This window comes from Paenibacillus sp. FSL H7-0943 (assembly GCF_037963265.1).
GTDB classification, from domain to species: Bacteria; Bacillota; Bacilli; order Paenibacillales; family Paenibacillaceae; genus Paenibacillus_AQ; species Paenibacillus_AQ odorifer.
The window spans coordinates 1,141,776-1,163,863 of record NZ_CP150148.1 but is presented as its reverse complement, the minus strand read 5'-3'; the positions used below and the strand labels follow the sequence as shown (position 1 = coordinate 1,163,863).

17 protein-coding genes and 1 riboswitch are annotated in these 22,088 nt (G+C 45.0%); of the genes, 3 read left to right on the top strand and 14 right to left on the bottom strand.

Going from position 1 to position 22,088, the window contains the following annotated elements:
* Positions 1 to 332 precede the first annotated feature (332 nt).
* The 3 genes from NSQ55_RS05000 to NSQ55_RS04990 form a co-directional block, all read right to left on the bottom strand.
* Positions 333 to 1,298, bottom strand: coding sequence for a WYL domain-containing protein (locus tag NSQ55_RS05000; protein WP_076185040.1), 966 nt, complete (start codon positions 1,296 to 1,298; stop codon positions 333 to 335).
* 199 nt (positions 1,299 to 1,497) lie between these two features.
* A complete protein-coding gene (locus tag NSQ55_RS04995) occupies positions 1,498 to 2,184 on the bottom strand; it encodes a hypothetical protein (protein WP_248547913.1) in 687 nt (228 codons plus the stop codon).
* Positions 2,185 to 2,374: 190 nt separating this feature from the next.
* A complete protein-coding gene (locus tag NSQ55_RS04990; protein ID WP_339171695.1) occupies positions 2,375 to 3,061 on the bottom strand; it encodes a M50 family metallopeptidase in 687 nt (228 codons plus the stop codon).
* 225 nt (positions 3,062 to 3,286) lie between these two features.
* Between NSQ55_RS04990 and NSQ55_RS04985 the strand changes: the two genes are divergently transcribed.
* Both NSQ55_RS04985 and NSQ55_RS04980 read left to right on the top strand, forming a co-directional pair.
* The gene (locus tag NSQ55_RS04985) at positions 3,287 to 3,754 is read left to right on the top strand and encodes a hypothetical protein (RefSeq protein ID WP_076129257.1); all 468 of its coding nucleotides are present in this window, start codon (positions 3,287 to 3,289) and stop codon (positions 3,752 to 3,754) included.
* 49 nt (positions 3,755 to 3,803) lie between these two features.
* Entirely contained in the window at positions 3,804 to 4,508 is a 705-nt protein-coding gene (locus tag NSQ55_RS04980) for an AIM24 family protein (protein ID WP_339171692.1), read from the top strand.
* A gap of 94 nt (positions 4,509 to 4,602) precedes the next feature.
* On the opposite strand, the gene NSQ55_RS04975 is transcribed toward NSQ55_RS04980, so the two are convergent.
* Together NSQ55_RS04975 and NSQ55_RS04970 are read right to left on the bottom strand one after the other, a co-directional pair.
* Complete coding sequence (locus tag NSQ55_RS04975) at positions 4,603 to 5,058, bottom strand: Dps family protein (protein ID WP_076129259.1); 456 nt, start codon at positions 5,056 to 5,058, stop codon at positions 4,603 to 4,605.
* A gap of 187 nt (positions 5,059 to 5,245) precedes the next feature.
* A complete protein-coding gene (locus NSQ55_RS04970; protein WP_076129260.1) occupies positions 5,246 to 6,724 on the bottom strand; it encodes a potassium/proton antiporter in 1,479 nt (492 codons plus the stop codon).
* A 194-nt stretch (positions 6,725 to 6,918) separates the two neighbouring features.
* On the opposite strand from NSQ55_RS04970, the gene NSQ55_RS04965 reads away from it, so the two are divergent.
* The gene (locus tag NSQ55_RS04965; protein ID WP_339171687.1) at positions 6,919 to 7,983 is read left to right on the top strand and encodes a GNAT family N-acetyltransferase; all 1,065 of its coding nucleotides are present in this window, start codon (positions 6,919 to 6,921) and stop codon (positions 7,981 to 7,983) included.
* 87 nt (positions 7,984 to 8,070) lie between these two features.
* On the opposite strand, the gene NSQ55_RS04960 is transcribed toward NSQ55_RS04965, so the two are convergent.
* The 9 genes from NSQ55_RS04960 to NSQ55_RS04920 all read right to left on the bottom strand — a co-directional run bounded on the left by NSQ55_RS04960 (position 8,071) and on the right by NSQ55_RS04920 (position 22,072).
* Positions 8,071 to 10,776: a discoidin domain-containing protein gene (locus tag NSQ55_RS04960; protein WP_339171684.1), complete on the bottom strand. Its 2,706-nt coding sequence runs from the start codon at positions 10,774 to 10,776 to the stop codon at positions 8,071 to 8,073.
* Positions 10,777 to 10,827: 51 nt separating this feature from the next.
* A complete protein-coding gene (locus tag NSQ55_RS04955; RefSeq protein WP_339171681.1) occupies positions 10,828 to 12,348 on the bottom strand; it encodes a glycosyl hydrolase in 1,521 nt (506 codons plus the stop codon).
* 151 nt (positions 12,349 to 12,499) lie between these two features.
* Entirely contained in the window at positions 12,500 to 14,050 is a 1,551-nt protein-coding gene (locus NSQ55_RS04950) for a glycosyl hydrolase (protein ID WP_339171679.1), read from the bottom strand.
* A gap of 12 nt (positions 14,051 to 14,062) precedes the next feature.
* Positions 14,063 to 14,142, bottom strand: a riboswitch (cyclic di-GMP riboswitch).
* Positions 14,143 to 14,278: 136 nt separating this feature from the next.
* The gene (locus NSQ55_RS04945) at positions 14,279 to 15,652 is read right to left on the bottom strand and encodes a sugar phosphate nucleotidyltransferase (RefSeq protein ID WP_076194192.1); all 1,374 of its coding nucleotides are present in this window, start codon (positions 15,650 to 15,652) and stop codon (positions 14,279 to 14,281) included.
* A gap of 742 nt (positions 15,653 to 16,394) precedes the next feature.
* Positions 16,395 to 17,735 (bottom strand): UDP-glucose/GDP-mannose dehydrogenase family protein, encoded by a 1,341-nt coding sequence (locus NSQ55_RS04940; protein WP_076129263.1) that lies wholly within the window; start codon positions 17,733 to 17,735, stop codon positions 16,395 to 16,397.
* 4 nt (positions 17,736 to 17,739) lie between these two features.
* Entirely contained in the window at positions 17,740 to 18,840 is a 1,101-nt protein-coding gene (locus tag NSQ55_RS04935; protein ID WP_036676592.1) for a glycosyltransferase, read from the bottom strand.
* A 61-nt stretch (positions 18,841 to 18,901) separates the two neighbouring features.
* Positions 18,902 to 20,041, bottom strand: coding sequence for a glycosyltransferase family 4 protein (locus NSQ55_RS04930; RefSeq protein WP_036676593.1), 1,140 nt, complete (start codon positions 20,039 to 20,041; stop codon positions 18,902 to 18,904).
* Positions 20,041 to 21,228 carry a glycosyltransferase family 4 protein gene (locus tag NSQ55_RS04925; RefSeq protein WP_339171675.1) on the bottom strand — a complete coding sequence of 396 codons (1,188 nt, stop codon included), beginning with the start codon at positions 21,226 to 21,228 and terminating at the stop codon, positions 20,041 to 20,043. The genes NSQ55_RS04930 and NSQ55_RS04925 overlap by 1 nt, the downstream gene beginning before the upstream one ends.
* Complete coding sequence (locus NSQ55_RS04920; RefSeq protein WP_038568901.1) at positions 21,215 to 22,072, bottom strand: glycosyltransferase family 2 protein; 858 nt, start codon at positions 22,070 to 22,072, stop codon at positions 21,215 to 21,217. The genes NSQ55_RS04925 and NSQ55_RS04920 overlap by 14 nt, the downstream gene beginning before the upstream one ends.
* Positions 22,073 to 22,088: the final 16 nt, after the last annotated feature.

Below are 22,088 nucleotides of genomic sequence, written 5' to 3'. Positions count from 1 at the left end.
GGGCTGCAAAGACACCTAACACGAATGATATTAATTCTTCACGTTAAAGCCCAGTACATTCAACATAATGGATAATCCACTCCCCCAGAAACCTCACCCGGATTAATATATTCATTTTTAAGAATTAAATGAATCTAGAGAATAGCTTTCTTCTGTATAAAATTGAACAAAGGTCAAATTCGAGGATAAAAACAACTCTATAAATCGCAATTATGTTATTTAATGTATGATGATATTATAAAAAGACTCACCAAACAAGAGAAATATTCTATAATTTTTGATTTGTAACAATATATGTAAACGAATATTTCATTTGAAGGTGAGAATCCATCTTATTTATATTGTGATATCCATTTCTCCAACTGCTGCCTGAGCACTTCCCGATAATATAACGGCTCTATGATTTCTGCATCCTCTTCGAATCTCTTAATCCAGCGGACAAATGCAATATCTTGTTCCAACGCGACTTTAAAATAACAACACCGAGCTTGACGGTCTACTTTATTCGGCTTATAGGGCAGATCCTCTCTCTTAAGCCCTTCCATGATTCGCTCCGAAAATTTCACTTTAAACTCTACCTGCAAACTATCGCGGTCAAGTGACCATTTTTGCTTCATAAAAGCTTGCAAATCAAATGATTCCTTTGAGAAGCAGCGGTTTAGTGGCTTCACGTTTGAAAAATCGTTGATATGATATGTACGAATAACACCCTGATGATGGCAAAATCCAATGAGATGATAACGATTTTCCAGTGGGACTAAACAATAAGGATCGATGGTTATTTCTTTCTCCTCCACCGCATTCTCACAATAATTCGCTTGAATACTCCTCTGCTTTAATAAAGCCTCCAATATAGGTGTTAAAAAAGATTGATGCTCCATCTGTGCACCGCTTCTTTCCAACCAGCTTGTACCTGCTTCTCTTCTTGCACGTTCTATCGTTTCTTCCCGCTCCGCCTTTCGCTTGTATTCAGCTGCAACTACTTTTTCATAAGCGCCTTCAAAACCGATAGGCAGAACGGGTTTAATATCTTCCATAATATAGCGTAGTTGCGAAAACGCAGACGCCTCTTCTTCCGACCAATCCAAAGGATAAAGTGCAAAATTGCCAATAAAAGCATAGCCTTTTCCATGTCCAAGGTGGGTTATAGGAATATGCATGGCGCTAAGCGCGTCCATATCCCGGTATATCGTTCTCTCGCTGTTGCCGCAGCGTTCCGCCAATTCACGGGCTAATATCCCTGGCTTGGCTTGAACAAGTGTAATAATGCGCATCAGTCGGATTAATCGGTCTGTCATATTCAGTTCCCCTTGATTTATGGTTAAATAGACCCATTATTTTATGAAAAAAAGTAATAGTGTGATAGAACTTTTTTACTATGTTACCACATTTTATATTACAATTCTTCTGATTATTTTCCGCCGAACCCGCTGACAAAACAAATTTATGTATAGGTCTTTTTTCGTCAATATGCATCTTCTAGTTGTATGTCCTATATCAATTTCCAGTAGCAGTTTTCCCCCGCTTCTGATACTCGAATCCAATCTGTTTATACAACATTTCGGCCTCTTTAAGTAGTAAAGGATCTCCAGAACGTACGGCTAGTAATAGTAATTTATCTGCGTGACGGCAAAGCATTTCATGAGCTTGACTATGTTGTCCTTCATTTTGCAACGTGGTTGCCTCCTCAATCGTTTCAGCTGTTTTTAACAATTCCAGATGTTTCTCTACGTGAAAGCAGCAGGTTTCACTCAGAACCTGAGTATGATGGGTGTATTCTAGCTCAAGAACCTTTACTGGAAGCTCTTGAACACGCTCTACGGTTGGCTTTTTATATTTCCACTGTAAGGAAAGAGCTTCATATCTACCTGCAATAGTAGTAGAGATATTGAATTCCAAAGCAATAAACTTTCGTTGCCCCGTTTTTATTTTGCCAAGCTTAAGAAGTAGCGATCTGCCCTCACCGACTTCAAACTCACACCCATACGAACGCTTAAAAGTTACATGGGGTTCAAGCCAAACCCGCAGCTCAATTTCACGCGCAACCACTTTATAACTGCTGGGTCGGCTGTGCTCTGCAGGTATATTCCCTTTCCATTCGACAAGCAAAATAACATTACGATTGCCGCCTGCAAAAATACGATTTTGACTCCATGTGAATACGGGATGAATACTTTCTATCATTATTTCCACCTCTTTCTTTTTTTGGGTCTTCTATTAATGTACCAATAATGGCGGACAACTCCATGTCATGGAATGTATGTTCGGTTCTATATTATCGACAAAAAAAGAGTCATTCTACATGCTTAGTAGACTGACTCTTGTAAAAACAACTCCTTTTGTCTATTTATGACGAAAATTTTATGTTTTTTTCTCATCGACTCCCTAATTTAGTCTGCATTCGCTCTCGCTTGAAAAATAGTCCCAGTGCCCATTTGGCACACCACAGAGAAAATATAAAAAACAGTGTGGCCCAAAATATAGCGGGTATGGGAGTCATTCTTGCCAGATTACTGGCATCTCCTGCACGGGACGGTGATACAGCAGCCGCGTATACCAAAAATAAACTTCCCATTACAGACTCCTCCAAGGTTAAAAAGGCCAATAACAAATAATAATATTTGCTGGCCGTCTTCCAAACCAGCAGCATTAGAATATTTAGCGCAATAAATCCGCCCAACCACATCATGCCAAAGCTTCCTCGCACGTATAGCAGGAGCATAATCAACGCCACACCCGTAGCTAAGATAAGTCCCCAATCATGGCGTCCCTTACTGTATAAATAGAAGAGCAGAAGTGCAAATAAGGAGGCTAGCAAATAACCCGAGAGGGAAACTAATATTGCCTTGCCCCCTTCTTGAATAGCTGAATAGGTTACACCGCTATGATCTGCGTATAATTCAATCCTCAGCACACTACCCGACAGTAGTAAGGTCATCAGAGCATGACCAAATTCATGAATCATCGTGTCTAAATTCCGAAACAAAGATGAAAATGGGATCAATCTAGTCAAAAAAGCAGATCCGATCAGAAGCAATATTGTTTTAATCCATTTGTTCAATCGACAGCAGCCCCTTTCGTCCAAAGTATACGATAAATAGTACCTCTTCTCAATCGAGATAATCACGGACTGATCGTGTTTAATAAAGAGTAAACGAAAACCTTAAGGAGGTAAAAATTACTTTCATTATAAGCATTACCAGTCCCATGGCGTACGCTGTCAGAAGCTGTCAAGCTGTGTTAAAATAAAAGAACTACAAGCCTAATTTGGGTGGTGATTATATAGATGAAGCAACATAAATCCCGAGCATATCTACAGCTGTTATATTCGCTCCTGTTCTTGCTGACGCTTACTGTATGCCTGCCAGCTCCTGTAGCAAAAGCTAATATATTCAGTGATATCTATAATGGAGTTAAAAATTTCTCCGAGCTGCCAAACGAAGTGAATGAATTAAAGGAAGGTTTTCAGCAAACCGCTGAAGAGCTTCAGCAGGCAAAGGATAAGCTCGCAAATACCACGCAGGAGATAGAAGCTTACCGGATACAGAACGAAAGCCTACAAGAGCAGAATCGCCAACTAACGCAGATGGTTGATGAATTAAAAAATGACCGGACGGCACGCGAAGAATATTATCATAAAATCAAAGTGACTATTTTTACAGGGATTGGACTAATCCTAGGTTATTTTATACTGATCCGTTTTATTCGTTTCAGCATGCTTTACCGTTCGCGAAAAGGCGACCGTCTGCGTTAGTCTTATGTATTCATTGAAGATCACAGTCACAGCATGAGGGAGATGAACTATGAACATCGATATCCAAGATGAAAGCGACAGTGGAAGCGGACAAGCCGTAGCCTTCTCCCTTGAGGAGAAGGAAGAGGTTCATGTACTCCATCCACAACAAATTATCGCTTATCAAGGTCCTTCCTCAGGACGAGCGGACAGATTTATGGATGTGAAGGGCATATACCGCAAGCGAAAGTTGATTCGTTCCGATATGGCAGGTCCTTGCCATTTCGTCGCCGCCCTTCCACCAGGCTATCGCATAAAAATCCTGCAGCTCGATGGCAAAAGCGATCTGCTGTACGACTTTAAGCATCTCTTCTTCTACAGTATAGGTATTACACTGGAGACCCGAGTGCTAAGCATGAAGAATGTGCTCGTTACACGGGACATTGTAAAAGTGAAATTCTCGGGCAATGGCATGATTGGCATACTGACGGAGGGTACGGTCTGTGAAGCTGTACTGCACCCGACCAACCCCCTTTATGTCGATGCAGGCAGCATTATTGCCTACCCTGAGAATGCCAAGCTGGAGCTCACCGTTTACGGCAACCATTTGGCTAGCCAGCATATGAGCTATCACTGGAAGATGACAGGTCACGGGCCTGTGCTGTTTCAGGCAGGACGTCAGAACCGCCGATTCGAAAGAGATAACAACGATGATGGAATTGTTAAACGATTTCTACGCGAGGTAGTTCCCTTCGGGGGTGTGTTTATTAAATAGTTGTGTTCAGTAGTAAAACAACAAAACAAAGAGCGCCATGCGTATCCTATACGCAGGCGCTCTTTGTGGTTCTATCCTTTATAAGAATGTTGTCTTAGGCGATAAAAGCATTCAACATCCAAGCATGTTTCTCAATGCTGCTTCTAATACCAATCAGCAGATCCGCAGTGGGTTGATCAGCCAGTTCTTCTGCAGTAGCAATCGCAGCCTGCAGTTCTTTAGAAACAGTTGTAAAGTCTCTAACCAGCTCCATTACCATACCCTTGGCATCTTCGCCGCCACGAGCTTCCTGTAAATCGGAAAGCTCCAGATATTGTTTCATAGAGGAGGCAGGTTGTCCACCAATAGCAAGCAGGCGCTCAGCCAAATCATCTGCATAACCAGCAGCTTCATTGTAGAGTTCTTCAAACTTCTCATGCAGCGTGAAGAATTGGGATCCGCTAACATACCAGTGATAATGATGAAGCTTTACCCCAAGCAGGAACCAGTTCGCGGTCTGGCGGTTCAAAGCAGCGTGCAGTTCAGTTTGGCTCTTTAGTTGTGTAGTCATTAATAAAACCTCCTATGGTTAATTTATTATATTGTATTTAGACTCGTTCTAAATCTATATACAATTTAACACATCCTTTTGCTTTTTGCAACCACTCTGAAGATTTGCATGTTGCCGATTCTAGCATAACTTTTGTTATAACGCCTATTATCTCTGTCACACTCTGGATAACGTCCTCTTTCTAGACTTAAATCAAAGATATATTTTCCTCCGCCGTCTTCCCTTTCTGACTCCGGAAAAAAGCCCTCATCTCATCGCGTTTGCTCTTTGGACTTAAGACATATACAGTATCCCCTGGCTCAATGACGGTACTGCCATGGGGGGTGACAATGCTTTTATTCCGGATAATAGCAGTAAATAAGATATCATCTGGCAGTCCGATATCGGAGATTTTCTGCCCGGCAATGGGCATGTAAGGTTCAATTCCTATGTGGTTGAACTCGGAATCCGTCTTGCCAAGGGCGACCAGCTCCATCAGTGATGGCTGTGCTGAATCCTCTTGCCCCACCAGCTTCAACCGGGAAGCCAGCGGTGAAATGCTTGTTCCTTGAATCACTGCTGAGGTCAGCACGACGAAGAATACTACATTAAAGAACAGTCGGCCGTGGGGAAGATTAGCTAGCAGCGGATAGGTTGCCAGCACAATTGGAACGGCTCCGCGCAGGCCGGCCCAAGAAATTAGTGTTTTTTCACGAATAGAGAATCTGGAAAAGAGCAAGCTTATAAACACTCCTATTGGCCTTGCCACAACCATCAGAATGACGGACAGCAATATACCTTGCCAAGCCACCTCTGCCAGCTCCTGTGGAAATACCAGTAGACCCAGCAATATAAACATAAATATTTGCATCATCCAAGCAAAGCCATGACTAAAATTCATAATGGTTCGATGATACATCAGCTCGGAATTGCCAAGGGTAAGACCCATTACATAGACAGCCAGCAAGCCGCTGCTATGAACGAGTGCAGATAAGCCGTAGGTTAGGACAGCAAATCCAATTGCCAATACCGGGTAAAGTCCGGTGGAATCCAGGTTAATTCGATTAATAAGATATACTGCGACTTTGCCAAGTACAACCCCTATCACCAAACCAACTGCCATCTCCCATATAAAGGACAGCACAAGTCCCCATATCGCCATATCCGGATGCTGAATCCATTCGATCAGCGATACTGTCAAAAACACCGCCATAGGATCGTTGCTGCCTGATTCCGCTTCGAGTGTCGAGGTCAGTCGTTTGTCAATATTCTTACCGCCTAATACCGAAAAGACCGCAGCCGCATCAGTCGAACCCACGATAGCTCCGAACAGAAAGCTTTCCGCCCATGACACCTCAAGAATCAGCTTAGCGAACACCCCAACGATAGCTGTCGTTAACAATACGCCTACCGTGGATAAGGATAATGCCGGCCGAATAATAGGCTTGATATCCTTAATACTGGTCTGCATCCCACCTTCGAACAAGATAACAACCAGCGCAAAAATCCCAGCCATTTGTGTTAAGGAAGCATTGTTAAAAAAGATAAATTGACTCAGTACCATCCCCGCAGCAAGGAAAAGCACTAGAGCTGGCATTCCAAATTTAGTGGAGAATTTGGTGGAAAACACACCTACAAGTAAGAGAGCTGCCAGCAATAATATGATATTATCTGCAAGTTGGGTCACCGTTTATTCACTTCCCTTTCGCTTCTAGCTTAAAATATAAGCTTCCTTATTTATGTACGTTATTACCCTTATCCACCTCCTTTTGAGACATTGAATAATATAAGCAGGATTGAAGATTTCATCCGCTGGGGCTTATACTTAAAATAATTCCTTTCTACCCTACTCGTATTTACATATAAGGAGGCTGACTGTATATGCAATTGAGATTAATTAAACCTGCGGAGCTGGAGCAAGCCGCTCTTCTAGCCCATTCCATCTTTCGTAAAGCTGGCGACACTTCTATGAAAGAGCTGTTTCCGCTGATTTTTAGCCCTGGTTACACTCACTCTTATGCAGCCGTTGCCGAGGACGGTAACATCGCTGCTTTTATGGGATTAGTGCCCTCCACGATCCGCACTGGAGAAGCTCTCCTGAACGTGTTCTCCATCGGCGCGGTTTGCACAGATCCTGCTTATCGCGGACAGGGACTAGCCGGTCAGCTTCTACAGCTATGCCAGACCCATGCTGCGAATGCCGGCGCATCGCTTATCTTTGTCTCGGGTGACCGCTCGCTGTATACCCGAGCGGGATGCGTACCGTTCGGCGGTACGCAATTTGCCGAGCTGAACGCAAGCTCGGCTCACGCACTTGCTGCCGCAGCAGGGGAAGAATGGACGCTGCGGCCAATGCAGCCGGGCGACTTCTTCGCCGTCAACCGGCTGCTGAATGAACGCGAAGCCGGACAGGTGTACAGTCCGGGTGAGCTGGCGCTGCTGCTGGGTGCCGAGGCTTACGCGGGTGTGCTGGGCTTGTCCCAGCGCACACTCGTAGCCGTGCGGAACGGCAGCATCGAGGGGTTCGCCGCGATGGCTGTGCCCGCGGCGGATGTGCCGGCGCCGAGCCCAGCGACGGCGGTGGAATGGGCCGGCCAGCCGCAAGCGGTAGCGGCGTTGCTGGCCAAGGCGGCTCTGTGCGGCGGCGTTGGCACGCTGCAAGTGCCTGTGCCGTGGCAGGAGCGCAGCCTGCTCGCGCTTCTGCGGGACGCCGGCGCCTCCTTAAGCGCCGGCGCGAACAGCGGGACGGTCTGCATCGCAGACCGGGAAGCGCTTTTGCGGCAGACGGAAGTATGCCGCAATCGTAGCCTCGACTTGTCGTCCGTGGACGACAAGGAGCTGATCTCGCTGCTGTTTGATCCAGCGAGCCCGCTTCGCACCTCTGATTCCTCAGGGGAATCTGAGGCAATTCCTTTACCTTATATGTCAGGCCTCCATTTTATTTAAAGCACAAAAATAACCTCAGCGGGAGAAGGATCCCGCTGAGGTTATTTAGTATGCTCTATTAACAGTTATATAAATTCAAATAATTGCTTATTCTCTGGAGTACACCTGTAGCTCTTGAATAGACCAATAATTCCCGCCCGCTCCGTTCTGTACAATTTTGACATACCTCGTCTTCACTTTAGAAAAGGATATCTTAGTAAGCTCTTTCGTACCTTTTCCAGACGTGAGTTTTTTCCAGTTTTGAGCATCGTCAGAAATATAGACTACATAGTCTCTTGGATAATCAAACGGTGATAACGTGCTATCCAAATCTATTCTTTCAATTTCATGTGCTTCACCCAGATCAATCTGAAAATACTCACCGGAAACCTGATGTTTCCCCGTATCCCAGCGCGTGCGCCGATCCCCATCGATAGCCAGACTAGGAACTGATGCTGCCGTATTCACATTTGAGGATACCTTCCATTTAGTACGATCCAGAGGAACCAGTCCGGTGGCTGTAATCTGAACTTTATCGGACAGTAAATTAGAGCCGGAAACCCTTACCGCGTAGGTATATAACGTCCCTTCACGTAAATTATGATCCGTATATTCTGTAAGCTTCACATCGGTGGCCACCACCTTCATTTCCCCGCCGCTACCTTCAGCGCGAAGCAGCTCATAGCTTGCTCCTGGTGCCTCCAACCAATTTAATTTTACAGCTAAACCTTTTGTTGCTGCGGCTTTGAATCCTTTAGGTGCCGACGGCTTTACTTCAGAGGAAGGCTGCAAAATATACTGCACAGCCTCTCCTGGAGCAAGGGTCTCCGTAAAGGTTAACGTAGGAGTAGCCTTTTTACCTGTTACATAACTTCTTGCTTTTTCATACGTATCCCCGTTTCCAAAACGTTCCCCTTCATACACCCCGTTTTTCGGCATAGTCACATTTACACTCACAGTTTGTGGAGTAGATTCAAAGTTAACGAAATTAACCAGCACCTTATTTGAGGTCGCTCCGCTTCCCGCAAGAGGCTTCAATGTAGAAGTATCCACGGCCCGAACATATACCAGCTTGTCGGCTAACACATCTTTGTTGGCAATTTGATAAGTTAGCGGAGCTCCATGTGTAGCATAGGCAAGACTGAGCCTTCTCATGATGCTGACACGTGAATCCTCATTTTCTTTTGTATAATAAATCTCTGTGGTCGCCGGATCATGCTCTTCTAAATTAAACCCGTATTTGAATAAACTGAAATCCTTAAAAAAAGCAGCATGCTGCACAAACATATCCGCATAACCAATATGTGCACGCATGATCCGGTCGAATACAGCCGCTGTCCGCTCCGTTGCCCCGTATTGATAGGCATCCACATGACTGTCCGAGGTACCAAATTCAGTGGTCAGCATTTTTTTGCCGAGTCCATTGTCTGCGCCAGTGAAGGTCTTCAAATTCTCAGTAAAGCTTCCTCCATTACTAAAAATATAAGAGTCACCGTAGGAATGTCCATTGGTCAAATCCGTAACCTTCTCCAACTCCATACGTTGCTCTGGATCACGTTCCCAGCCATCCGGATCTCCACATTCCTTCCCAGTTCCCTTCTGATTACCACAGGAATCCTCACTGTAGCTCGGCCAATATGCCCAGCCCGGAGCAACAGTTTGTAAATGGGGCGCGATTTGCTTGCCCTTTTTATTCAGCCAGTCCGCAATTGCCAGGTTCACTGCCTTAGAACGATTGAATAATCCTGGCTCATTATCTACCTCATAATATTGAAAATAGGGGCTATATTGCTCAAAATAATCTGTCAGCTTTTTCTCCGCGTCAGCAGGCAACGATCCATCTGCCTTAAGCTTAATATCACCAGTATGCAAATACAAAGCAACCGCCTGCATGTTGTAATCCTGCAATACCTTGTAATATTCCATCATATCCGAGCAGGATCTCCCGACATCACTGGCACAGCTAGTACGCATCACATTCCCGCTATAAGCCATCCCTAGCCATTTGATAACATAAGGCAAGTGCGTAACTGCACCTTCATCGAAATAAAATTGTTTATTATTCACTACTGTTCCCGTCAGTGTATAGCTGCCATGGATAGGCTCAGAAATTGGAGCGTTAAGAGATTCTAAACGGAGATTATCCCAAGTCCACCAGGAATATTCGTCTTCTTTGTCACTGCAATATAAACAGCGAACCGTTTGCAGCTTCAATTCATTCGTTCCTATCTTTAATTGCTCCTTGGGAATATATAATTCATAGGTCTTTTGAAAGTTATATTCGCTTTCTGTGCCAGCAACGCCCGCAATTTGAATGATCCCCGACAATTGATGATTGGAGAACACACTCATTTGCGGCACGGATTTATAAGCATCCAGAATACCTACGCTAAATAAGACCCCATTCTCCGGGATCTTATTTAGCTGATAGGTGATTGTTAATTCCGGCTGGGTCTTTCCATTCAAGCCTGCAGGCAAGCTCTGCAGAGCCGATGATTTGAGCACCGAAGAAGTAACATTAAATTCCTTCTTGCTGCCAGAAGTGCCACTCGCAGCGAATTCAGCTGCTGAGCCATCATGTTGTCCCAGATTCCAGATCACAGTACCATCCGGTATTTCTGCTGCAGCATCAGTTCCTGCAGATAGTCTCGGTATATTGGCACCTACCTTATAATCGTTTGTCCTATTTGTTCCGAAGACAGAGACAGACAACAGAAACAAGACGGTTAATGCGGCGAATTTTAATAATAACAGTAATGGTTTGTTTGCAGATATCTTATTTTTTCTATTAGATATTCTCCTCGTTATTCCCATCCATAGGTCCTCTCTTTCTTCCGGAATGTCTTACCCTATCATTTCATTAGATTAAGGAAGGAACAATGCCCCTTGTGGAATTACCTGCTGCTTCTGGCTGGAACTCTCCCATAGCAAACGAAGATTGGCATCTCCTTCATTCTCATAATATTCAATTTGGATATCATAAAGCGTTCCGGCTGTGAGCGGGATACTTCCTTTATGAAGGGTTGCACTTTGATTTTTCCAATTGTCGATGATCAGCTTTCCGTCAATCCAGACACGGACTCCATCATCAGAGGATGCCGAAATCGTATATTTTTCACTGAATTTAGGTTTGAGTTTCCCTTTCCAGCGTACAGAAAAGTGATCTTCATTTATCTCTGAGGCAGGGGACCCACCATGCCAATTAAAATCAATCTTACGGTCATTGCGGATAAGTACCGCTTCTCCATCTAAATCAGTATTGTTATAGTATTCTCCAGTTAAACCCGTTAGGGTTACCGGAGTTACGGGTGCTATCGAAGGACCTCCTGTTGTGAGAACATAGTCCTCTCTCGATACTATAAATGAGTCTTTCATAAAGCTTTTAATTGACTGTAGCGTATTATTTTCTGTCAGTAATTTTCCCCAGGTCATCATATAGACCCATTTATTTTGTTTCTCAGTTAATACATCCGGGTTCGGCAATTGCCCACTCTCCCCGATTCCGATAGGTTTACCCTCGGCCAATGAGAGCAGATCCTCATAGTAGGACTGTTTATAATCGTTATTGTAGATATCCGCAGCCAGAACATCGAGTTTATCCCCACCGGGATAATATGCAGCATATGGATCTGACCATTCATTCGGTGCATTCGGATTCCACACCCACAGTAGATTATTTAGCTTGTGTGTGTTTACAAAACGATCATAGACAATACTCCACAGCTCTGAAAAATTGTCCTTTTTCCCCCACCAAAACCAACCACCATTCATTTCATGGTAAGGTCGCCATAAGACCGGCACTCCGGCATCACGCAGCTGACCCAAATATCCAGCAACCTCGTCTAGATCTGAAATTAGCCTCTTATACTGAGCTGTCCCAGGTGTAACATAAGCATTAAATTTCTCTTGACTGAGACTTCTGTTTACATTGGACCATTCTGGTGAGGTTCCCGGTAAGCTCTGATGGAAGGTCATGGCTACAATGCCACCCTCTTGATGCCATTCAATTGCACTGTCTATAACAGCTTGCCGCTGTTCTGCGATCGTCCCTTCGGATTGATTATTAATCGCCCCTAATTCATAACCATGTAGAACGGCATTTTGTCCCGAAGTATTCTTCAGCTTATGAACCAGTTCATCTGGACTTTCTAGATAATCATGCTGGCCGGACAAGATCCCTTTGCCACGTAGATTCACCAAATTACTCAGCAGTTGCTTGGCTTCTTCAGAAGCCGAAGGATTGCTTGGTATAGCCGGAGGTAGAGAGGAAGAAACACTCATAGCCTTCGGAAGACTTTTAACCTCTCCCCAAGGCAGCAAGGAAAAAATAATAAACACCGGTAACATAGTAAACAACAATCTGTTTTTCTTATAATATTTACGCAAATAAATCCTCCTTTCGGTAGCTGTACTGCCTCCACAGGTGTTAAAAACATACCTGTTATCGGACAATCGTCTTCTGACCTAATGAGGACTATAGCTTAGTAGCTCTGCAATAACGCAGAGCCACTAAGGATCGACCTTTAATTTTCATCAATCAGGAGACATCCGGAAGAAAAAGTGCACTTGCTGGAACTGTCTCTTTAGCTTGACTAGCACTTTCCCACATCAAGCGGACTCTCGCATCGCCTTCATTCTCGTAATACTCCACCTTGATATCATATAGCTGGCCAGCCTTCAGCGTTATAATGCCCTTACGCTCAGTACCACTTTGCTTAGTCCAACTATCAATCACGGATTCCCCATTCACCCAGACACGGATACCATCATCTGAGGTAGTGTAAAATGTATATTGCTCATTATATAATGACTTAATTTTACCGCTCCAACGTATGGAGAACCGATCAATCCCGAGGGCGGCATCCGGCGAGCCTTGCCGCCAATTGAAATCGATTATTGCATCAGTTCTGTTAAGAGCTGCTGCTCCCGACAATTGCATGTTGTTGTAATACTCTCCTGCAAGCCCCTTCGCGAGAGGAATTGCTGCCTCCCCCTCTTCTTCAGAAGGTGCCGGCGCTGGTGCGGCGCTAGGTGTCGGTGACAGACCAGTATTTAATTTATCTCTGGTCAGGGTATAGTTGCTATTCATAAATGTTTTGATTGTGTCTGCACTGTTATTCTCGTAAAGCATTTTTCCCCAGCTCATCATATACGTCCATTTACTTTGCGATTGCTGAAGCTTCTCCAGATTAGGCATTTCACCATTTTCCCCGATCGCAATCGGTTTGCCTGCGGCTAGACTCAATAAGCTGTCATAGTATTTTTGCTGGTAATCATTTTCGTATATATCTGCTGCCAGAATATCTACTTTATCAGCACCTGGATAAGTTAGCGCATAAGGATCTGACCAAACATTGGGAGCATTCGGACTCCACACCCATAACAAATTATTTAATTTATGAACGTTAACAAAACGGTCATACATAATATTCCATAGTTTAGAAAAGTTATTTTTCTTCCCCCACCAGAACCAGTTCCCGTTCATTTCATGATAGGGTCTCCAAAGCACCGGAACATTGGCATCGCGCAAGCTTTTTAAAGAGACGGCCACCTTATCAAGCTCAGCGATCAGATTGTTATATTGCTTGGTACCCGGTGTAACGTAACTATCGAACTCACTCTGGCTAAGTGTTTTTTTCACATTATCCCAGTCATAAGAGGTGCCCGGCAGGTTAGCATGAAAAGTCATAGCTACGATCCCGCCCGCTTTATTCCAGTTGATGGCGCTGTTCACCACATTTTGACGTTGCCAAGCCATCGTTGCTTCGGACTGACCACTGATCGCACCCATTTCATAACCGTGAAGAGCCGCATATTGTCCGCTGGTTCCCTTCAGCATATTGTTAATTTCATCTGGACTTTCTAAATAGTCATGTTGACCGGCAATAATACCTTTTCCTGAGATCGAGTAAAAATAGTTAAGCAGCTTTACGGCTTCAGGTGAGGCACCTGGGGTAACTGGCGTTCCAGAATTTGAAGCAGCTATGACAACAGACGGCGAAATTCCAACAGCAAGCGGAAATGCAGTCAGAAACAGGACGAGTGACAGAAATGCACCAAACAATCGATACGTACGGTAAGCTTTCAAAATAATCTCCCTTTCGGTAGCCAGGCTGCCACTCTTTCGAAGGCCCTATAGCTTTGCGTCCCTACCTTTCGATAGGTTTGCCTTTTCAATTTAAGAGAAATAATCTCTCTTACCGTAAGTATCGACGACAATTAATGATATATTTAGTGTTTTTATGACTTTTTTTGATAATTGAGTCAATTTACCTGTTTCAAGAAATTTTGAATTGGTTAAATAGATAGGTTAGACCTATGAAATGAATTGTTGTAGTTCTATATCATTCCAGTCTAAAGTAATACGTATGTTATCTTCTTCTACTAATTCAGACCCCGTCTGTACCTCTATAAACTCAACATCCGTCAAAGCAAGGATCGCGTGCTTCGTTCCTTCCGGTATACGTACCACGTCCCCAGCCTTCACATTATGTTTTTTCTCATTCAGCACAATACTTGCTTCGCCGCTGACGATTGTCCAAATTTCACTACGCTTGCGATGTAATTGATAGCTGATATTATTCCCCTCGGATATAAAAATCCGTTTGGTCAGCACTTCATTGCCTTCATCATATTTCACATAATCAATAACTTTGTAATGACCCCAACGGCGTTCCTCGTACATCGGTCTTTGTTCAAAGGTCTTCAGCACTTCTTTAATCCGTGGGCTCTCAGCTTTATGGGTAACTAGAATCCCATCCGGGCTAGCCGCAATGATCAGATCCTTCGCACCAATTACCGTAATCGGAATGTCCAGCTCATTAATCAAGCAAGTCCCCTCAGAATCCGCCGTCACAAAACCTTTTCCTACATGCTTGCTGCTCATTTCCTCTGTCAGCGTATTCCACGTTCCAAGATCCTTCCAGAATCCATCATACGGCTGCACCACAATATGTTCTTCTTTCTCCACCACTTCATAATCAAAGCTGATGGAAGACAATAGCTTATACTGCTTCTGCAATTCTTCATATCCTAAAGGCAACCCTTTACGCTGCAAAATATCTAACAAGTACCCTAAGCGGAAGGCAAACACGCCGCAATTCCACAAGGCATTTTGCTCGATGAGCTGTTCTGCTTGTATGCGGTCTGGTTTCTCTTGAAAGTGACTCACCTTCATAAAACCATTTTCCCCCGCCTCTTCGGTAGTAGGAATAATATATCCGTATTTCTCTGAGGCATGTTCAGGAACAACACCCATTAGAGCCAGATTTGCTCCACTTTCCAGCATGGTCTCCTCAAGCATAGCTATGGTATCGAAAAAGGATGCTTCTACATAAGGGTCAACAGGCAATATTGCTACCGTCTCCGCTGGAGAAACACCTGCCACTGAATAAAGATAGGTAGCTGTTAAGGCGATAGCCGGAAAAGTATCCCGACGCTCCGGTTCAACGATAATCGGCACATGACTTCCCAGCTGGCTTTGTATCATTTCTACTTGGCCACGGCCGGTGGCCAGATAAGATGATTCTGCCATCCCTGCTTCCTCCAGCTGTCTCCAGACACGTTGTACCATGGATTCTGGTTCACCTTGAGGGCTTTCAAGTACCTTTAGAAATTGCTTTGAACGTGAGTCGTTGGACAACGGCCATAACCGTTTACCTGAACCGCCTGATAGAAGTACCATTTTCATAGAATGAACCCTCCTTGAATTATGGAAATCGAGCATATTTGAATTGTTATCAAAACGTCAGCTTCCACTTAGCCTTATTTCGAGCGGATGCACTAAAAAAATTTGTTAGGTAGAAACCACTCCAAGGGATTTTGGACTTCCGATCGCTGTTATCCTCAGATTTCCTGATTGAACCGCTTCTCGCGGTAGAAATCCGAGGATAGCATATGCTTTCGAAGCTAGCTTTCCTACGGAAATCTTTCGGGCGAACACTCCGTTTCTACAGTTCCAAATTCCCTTTCCGTTCTTCACCTAACCAACTTTTTCTTAATACTTGATCCGTGCGTACCGGGCTGTACCAGCCGGAAGCAAGCACGTTTTTCTAAAGATTTGCTTCTGCTCTGGGGGAGGCAGCTGCAACTGCAACAACTGTAAGAACAACTGCAACTACAAGAGCAAGACTAGTTGCCACCACAGAGACAATGACAACTACAACTACAAATGCTACTGCTACTGCGGTATATAATCAGAGTACCTAACTTTATAAATTGCTTAGAAACTTAAGATAAGGGAACGGAGTGACGGAGGGGAATTTTGGAACTGTAAGAGCGTTAGCGTCCGCCTTTGTCTGCGGATTTCTACCGCTATCAGCGGTTAAAATCAGGAAATCTGCAGACAACAGCGGCTGGAAGTCCAAACATTCTCTGGAGTCACGGCTCATCCCTAAATAGAAAAAACACAAGTTCAATCAATATAACTTAGATTAAACCGCTCCAGCCACACTAGCAGAATAACCGCTCAATCCACCCATCTGCGGGCGACCGACAGAATGATAAACGAGGCCGGTACCCTCGATTTGCTCCTTGGAATACACGTTGCGTCCATCAATCAGCACCCCATTGCGCATGCTTTTCGCCAGCTGATGCAGATCAATGTCCTTCAGTAGGCTCCAATCGGTCAAGAGGCATACGGCATCGCTGCCCTCAGCCGCTTCCTCAGGCAGATTGCACCAGCGAAGCTGCGGATGATCATATTGCTGCCTGAAATTTGTAGCTGCGATTGGATCATATAGTTTGACTGTTGCCCCTTCAGCCACCAGTGCCTCAACAATCTCTCTGGCAGGAGCTTCGCGGACATCATCAGTATTAGGCTTAAAGGCAAGCCCCCATATCCCAATCGTCGAACCGCGCAGGCTGCCAAGTGATTCATGCAGCTTGGAGATGATCATAAACCGTTGTCCCTTGTTCACTTCGACTACAGATTTCAATAATTTGAATTCGTAATCGACGTTGCCCGCAATTTGAATGAGCGCATTAGTGTCTTTCGGGAAACAGGAGCCTCCATAACCGATACCAGCCTGCAGGAAGGATGACCCGATTCTTTGGTCCATACCCATTCCTTGTGCTACCTCGGTTACATCAGCTCCCACTTTTTCACAAATATTGGCGATCTCATTAATAAAGGAAATCTTCGTGGCCAAAAATGCATTCGAAGCATATTTGATCATTTCAGCACTGCGTATATCTGTTACAAATACATTTTCTGTGAAACCCTTATGAAGCTCGCGCATTGTTGGTTCCAGCTCTGGATTATCAAGGCCAATGATAATTCTATCAGGATGGAGGGTATCGCGAATCGCTGACCCTTCACGTAAAAACTCAGGTGCAGACACGATATCAAAAGAATGTTGGGTATACTTAGAGATCATTTGAGAGATTTTTTCATTTGTTCCTACTGGAACTGTAGATTTAGTCATTATAATTTTGTGCCCTTCCATCGCTTTGGCGATTTCAGCGGCTGCACCCTCAATGTAGGTTAAGTCTGCTTCACCGTTAGGCAATGATGGCGTACCTACAGCAAGAATGATAATATCTGAACGGCGCACCGACGCTTGAAGATCTGCAGAAAAAGATAACCGTTCCTCACGAAGATTCAGTTCAATCAGTTCCTCGATTCCCGGCTCATAGATGGGCGATTCCATCTGTTTCAGCTTCTTAATCTTTTCCTCGTCCTTATCCACACAGATGACATGATGTCCGCCCAGTGCAAAGCACACGCCAGATACAAGACCCACATACCCAGTACCGATTACTGTCAGCTTCATATAATCATCCTCCTTTTAGAAAATTGACGTACGCCTGCTCAACATACTGCTTGAACTTAACCATAAACGCCTGCTCATCGAATTTACGTGCATGCTCCATAATTTGATCGATATCCCAAGCGTAGGACTCTACTTCATAAATAGCCTTAAGTAGATCCTCCACTTCTTGATGCTGAAAGAACACACCATTTACATAAGGAATAATAGTATCTAGTGCCCCACCTGCTTGATAAGCAATTACCGGTCTTCCTGCAGCGTTCGCTTCCAGCGGTGTAATTCCAAAGTCCTCTTCTCCTGGAAAAATAAATGCTCTACACTGTGCCATCATTCCAGTTACTTGTTCATCTTCTAGCCGGCCCAGAAACGATACATTATCCTTAGCCATGCCTTCGAGACGCTTGCGATCCGGTCCATCCCCTACGATATAAAGCTTAAGACCGTTACGATTGAAAGCCTCTACTGCCAGATCAATCCGCTTGTAGGAAACAAGCCGGGAGACAATTAAATAGTAGTCACCAATGGTAGAAGAGCTTGTAAACCGGGCTGTATTAATCGGTGGAAATATGACATCTGCATCCCGGTGATAATAATTCTGAATTCTCGTCTTCACTACTGAAGAATTGGCTACGAACTGATTCACATTTTTGGAAGTCCGTTGGTCCCACGTTTTGAGCTGCTGCATGTATACCTTAAGCATTTTTTTGAACAGCCCGGAATTCGACTGACGTTCCATGTAGGTGTCATAATCCCATGCGAAGCGCATAGGCGTATGGCAGTAACAAAGATGAAACGTATGTTTAGGAACTTGAATACTTTTCATAAAAGCACTGCTGGAACTCAGGACGATATCGAAACCGCGAAAGTCCAAATCACGGATGGCCATTGGATAAAGTGGCAGCACCCCTTTAAAATTGGTCTTTACCCCCGGAATCTTTTGCAGCCAGGAGGCACGGATATCCGCATCTTTGAGATTGTCAGTAAGGCGGCTTCCGTTAAAAACCGTTGTGTAGATTGGAGCCTCGGGATACATGTGATGAAAGACTTCCACCACTCTTTCCGCGCCGCCCATTTGGATTAAGTAATCGTGCGCTATCGCAATTTTCATGTGAATCATCCTCAAAGTTTTATGGAGCATCATCTTCAGAATTACCGCGTCATCTCATCTGTCAGGTGCCCGCCAACAAACCTTTATAGTAGTCAACGATGTCCTTGACCGTATTCTCGATAACAAAATGCTCTTTCACTCGTTTCATCCCATTGTCCGCCATCCGCCGTCTTTCCTCTGGGTGATCCAGCATCCATTTAATGGAGTCTGCCAGTATCGCCGCGTCACCAGGCTCTATCAGTAGCCCTGTCTCACCTTGAACTACAATTTCTACCGGCCCGCCTTCATTGGAGGCGATCACCGGCAATCCCGCTGCCATTCCTTCAACGATAACTTGGCCAAAAGGCTCAGGAGTTACCGAAGTGTGAATCAGTAAATCAGCAGTATTCATAAGGCCTTGAATATCATCCACATGCCCTAGCATGCTTACATTAGTAAGCTCGTCGTTTTTTATCTTTTGCAGCAATTCCTGCTTATAAGCCTCTTCTCCAAACAGAGCGTCTCCGGCCAGCCAGAATTTCACACGAGGTTCATTCTTAAAGCTTTTTGCGGCTTCCAGCACAATATGCTGACCTTTCCAATGCGCCAATCGACCAACTAGCAGTACGTTAAAATCCTTCTGGTCCCGCATACCGATCCCATTACCAATCGCTTTAGCGAAAGCGGAGTATACGACCAGCGTTTTTTTGGAACGCGGCAGCTCCAAAGCATTCAGCGTAGAATGTGAATTTGCGATGACTCCATTGGGGAGCAGACGCGACAGCAAACGAATTCCTTTGGCAACGATTGGCTTTAAATAAGGAGCTCCAATATGATCCCGGATGTGCCAGATCAATGGAACGCCCGCTATTTTTGCAGCGATGGCTCCGTATAATGCAGATTTCAGGGAATTGGTGTGCACGCAATCTACCTTCTCCGCTTTTAAAAGCGGCGCAAGCTTGCGGCCATAAGCCAACAGCTTGAAGGCTGCAGCAGGTGCTCCCAAGTTGACTGCATTTCTACCACGACTTCTGATGCTCTCATCCAGCGGAATAATACGGACATCCATTCCTTTTTCACGTAGCCGTTCTGCCAGGGCACCATCCTCAGCCAGGATTACCAGGGGATCGATCTGTTCTCCAATATGGGTAAGGATGTTAAACAGGGCAACTTCTCCACCACTCCATTTAGCAGTGTGATCTATATAAGCCACTCTAAGCATTACGTGGTCACCTCCTCTCCTAAAGCTTGTAGGAACACGGATTCTACTTGATCCGTAACATGCTCCCAGGTATATCTCTCCAGTACATGCTCCCTACATTCATCCCGGCTCGGAAGCAGTTTTCGATTGCTAAGCATATGGATCATGCCTTCAGCCATGTGGTCGCTACTTGAACTCTTAAATAGCAACTCCGGCCGGAAGCCTTGCAAAATTTCCTTATTGCCGCCAATCGGTGTAGCCATCACTGGCAATCCTGAAGATAAGGCTTCAACGGTAATCAAACCAAAGCCCTCCAATGCCTGTGAGGGAACCACGAACATGTCCGCTGCCTGATAATAAGAGGCCAGTTCATGATCAGGAATGTAGCCTAGCAGTCTTACCTTGTTGCTTAAGCCATAGTCGGCGATTTTTTCTTCCAGTTCCCCCCGCAACGGCCCTTTACCACCAATCAGCAGAATTGCATTTGGGAATCGCTCCGCAACTTGCTTCCAGGCTTCAAGCAGCTGGAGTAGTCCCATCCGATTGACCAAACGCCGGACAGTCAGCACGGTTGTTGCTCCCTCAGGTAAATTCAAGGTCCGGCGAATCGCCAATCGATTCGTAGCGGGAATAAAACGTTCCACATTAGCTGCGCCTGGAATCACAATAATTTTGTGTAGTGGCACTCCGTGCAGCTTATGGAGAATATCGCGGAACGTCTCACTAAGCACGATGAACTTATCCGCAAGCTTATAGGCTCTATGTTCAATGGATTTGGCGATGGTTGTTTTGACCCGGTGCTTAATGCCTTGGCCTTCGATTTTCATTTCTTCATTCCATGGGCCATGAAAAGTCATCACTACAGGAATCCCACGTTTCTTTGCTTCCAAGGCTGGACCAATACCATAAGGAGCAAAGTGAGTGTATAAAATATCTATACGGCCACTGCCCTCTCCCATCAGATCGGCCGCCTTACGCTGGAAAGCATCCTTACGTTTCCAGATCCCATCTTTTGGATCTCCGGCATTGTGAATAATCAATTCCTCAAGGGTAGCAGGCGTCTCTTGACTGCAAATCAGCGCATGCACCCGATTACGTGAGGAGAGTTGCTCGCAAACGGATTTGAAATACGTGTTAAGCCCACCCGGCTGTAGCGACGGCCAGCTAAGGCCTGTCGTCATAATGTTCAATCCGTCACTGTACGGCATAGCTTCTCTCTCCTTTATTCTCCTTCTCGGTCTGACTCGTCTTCGCATTGTGCTGAGTCAGCTTTCCCGATCTAATTAATTCGTAATGCTTGAAGCCGACCATGAATTCATACATGACCCAGAATACGGATACTCCGAAACCTGACATTCCCTTCTTGAACAACCCGTGTAAGAAATACTTTTGCAGGAAACGGGCTGGTGGTCTTAACAGCAGATGACTGACCCGAAATCGTTTGCCCTTGGCATACGCACTTTCAGCTTCCAAGTCAGTGTACTTATTGAAACGTGCCACATGATCGTTAATACTGCGGTAACCATAATGCCAGAGGGTTCCTGTCAAACGTATGGTTCGCTCTTCAGAGACCTCGGGCATCTCGTGCACCAAGCTATTTCGAATGCCATACGCTTTGCGGTTGTAAAGGCGCACTAGATATTCGCCACGATCCAGCCATCTGCCCATAAAATCGCCAATCCGGTAGATAGAATAGGCAACCGATTGATCCATAAGCCCCGGTTTCAGTTCAAGAATACTCGCGGCCAACTCGTCGCTGACCACTTCGTCAGTATCAATAAGGAAGACCCAATCATGAACCGCGCGTTCTACTCCGAACTCCCTCTGTTTCGCATATCCGGGCCAAGGGTTGACGTATACACGACAATTCAAGCTTTCAGAAAGCTGTACTGTCCCGTCTTTGCTGCCTCCGTCAATCACAACCACCTCGTCGGCGAATAACCTGCAGGATTGTATGGCCTTAGATATTCGAACTTCGTCATCCTGAGCGATGATGACAGCCGATATTGGATAATTGCCTTGGCCGCCTACCACGCTTTTTACTGAATCCATGAAGGTTTCCTCCTTT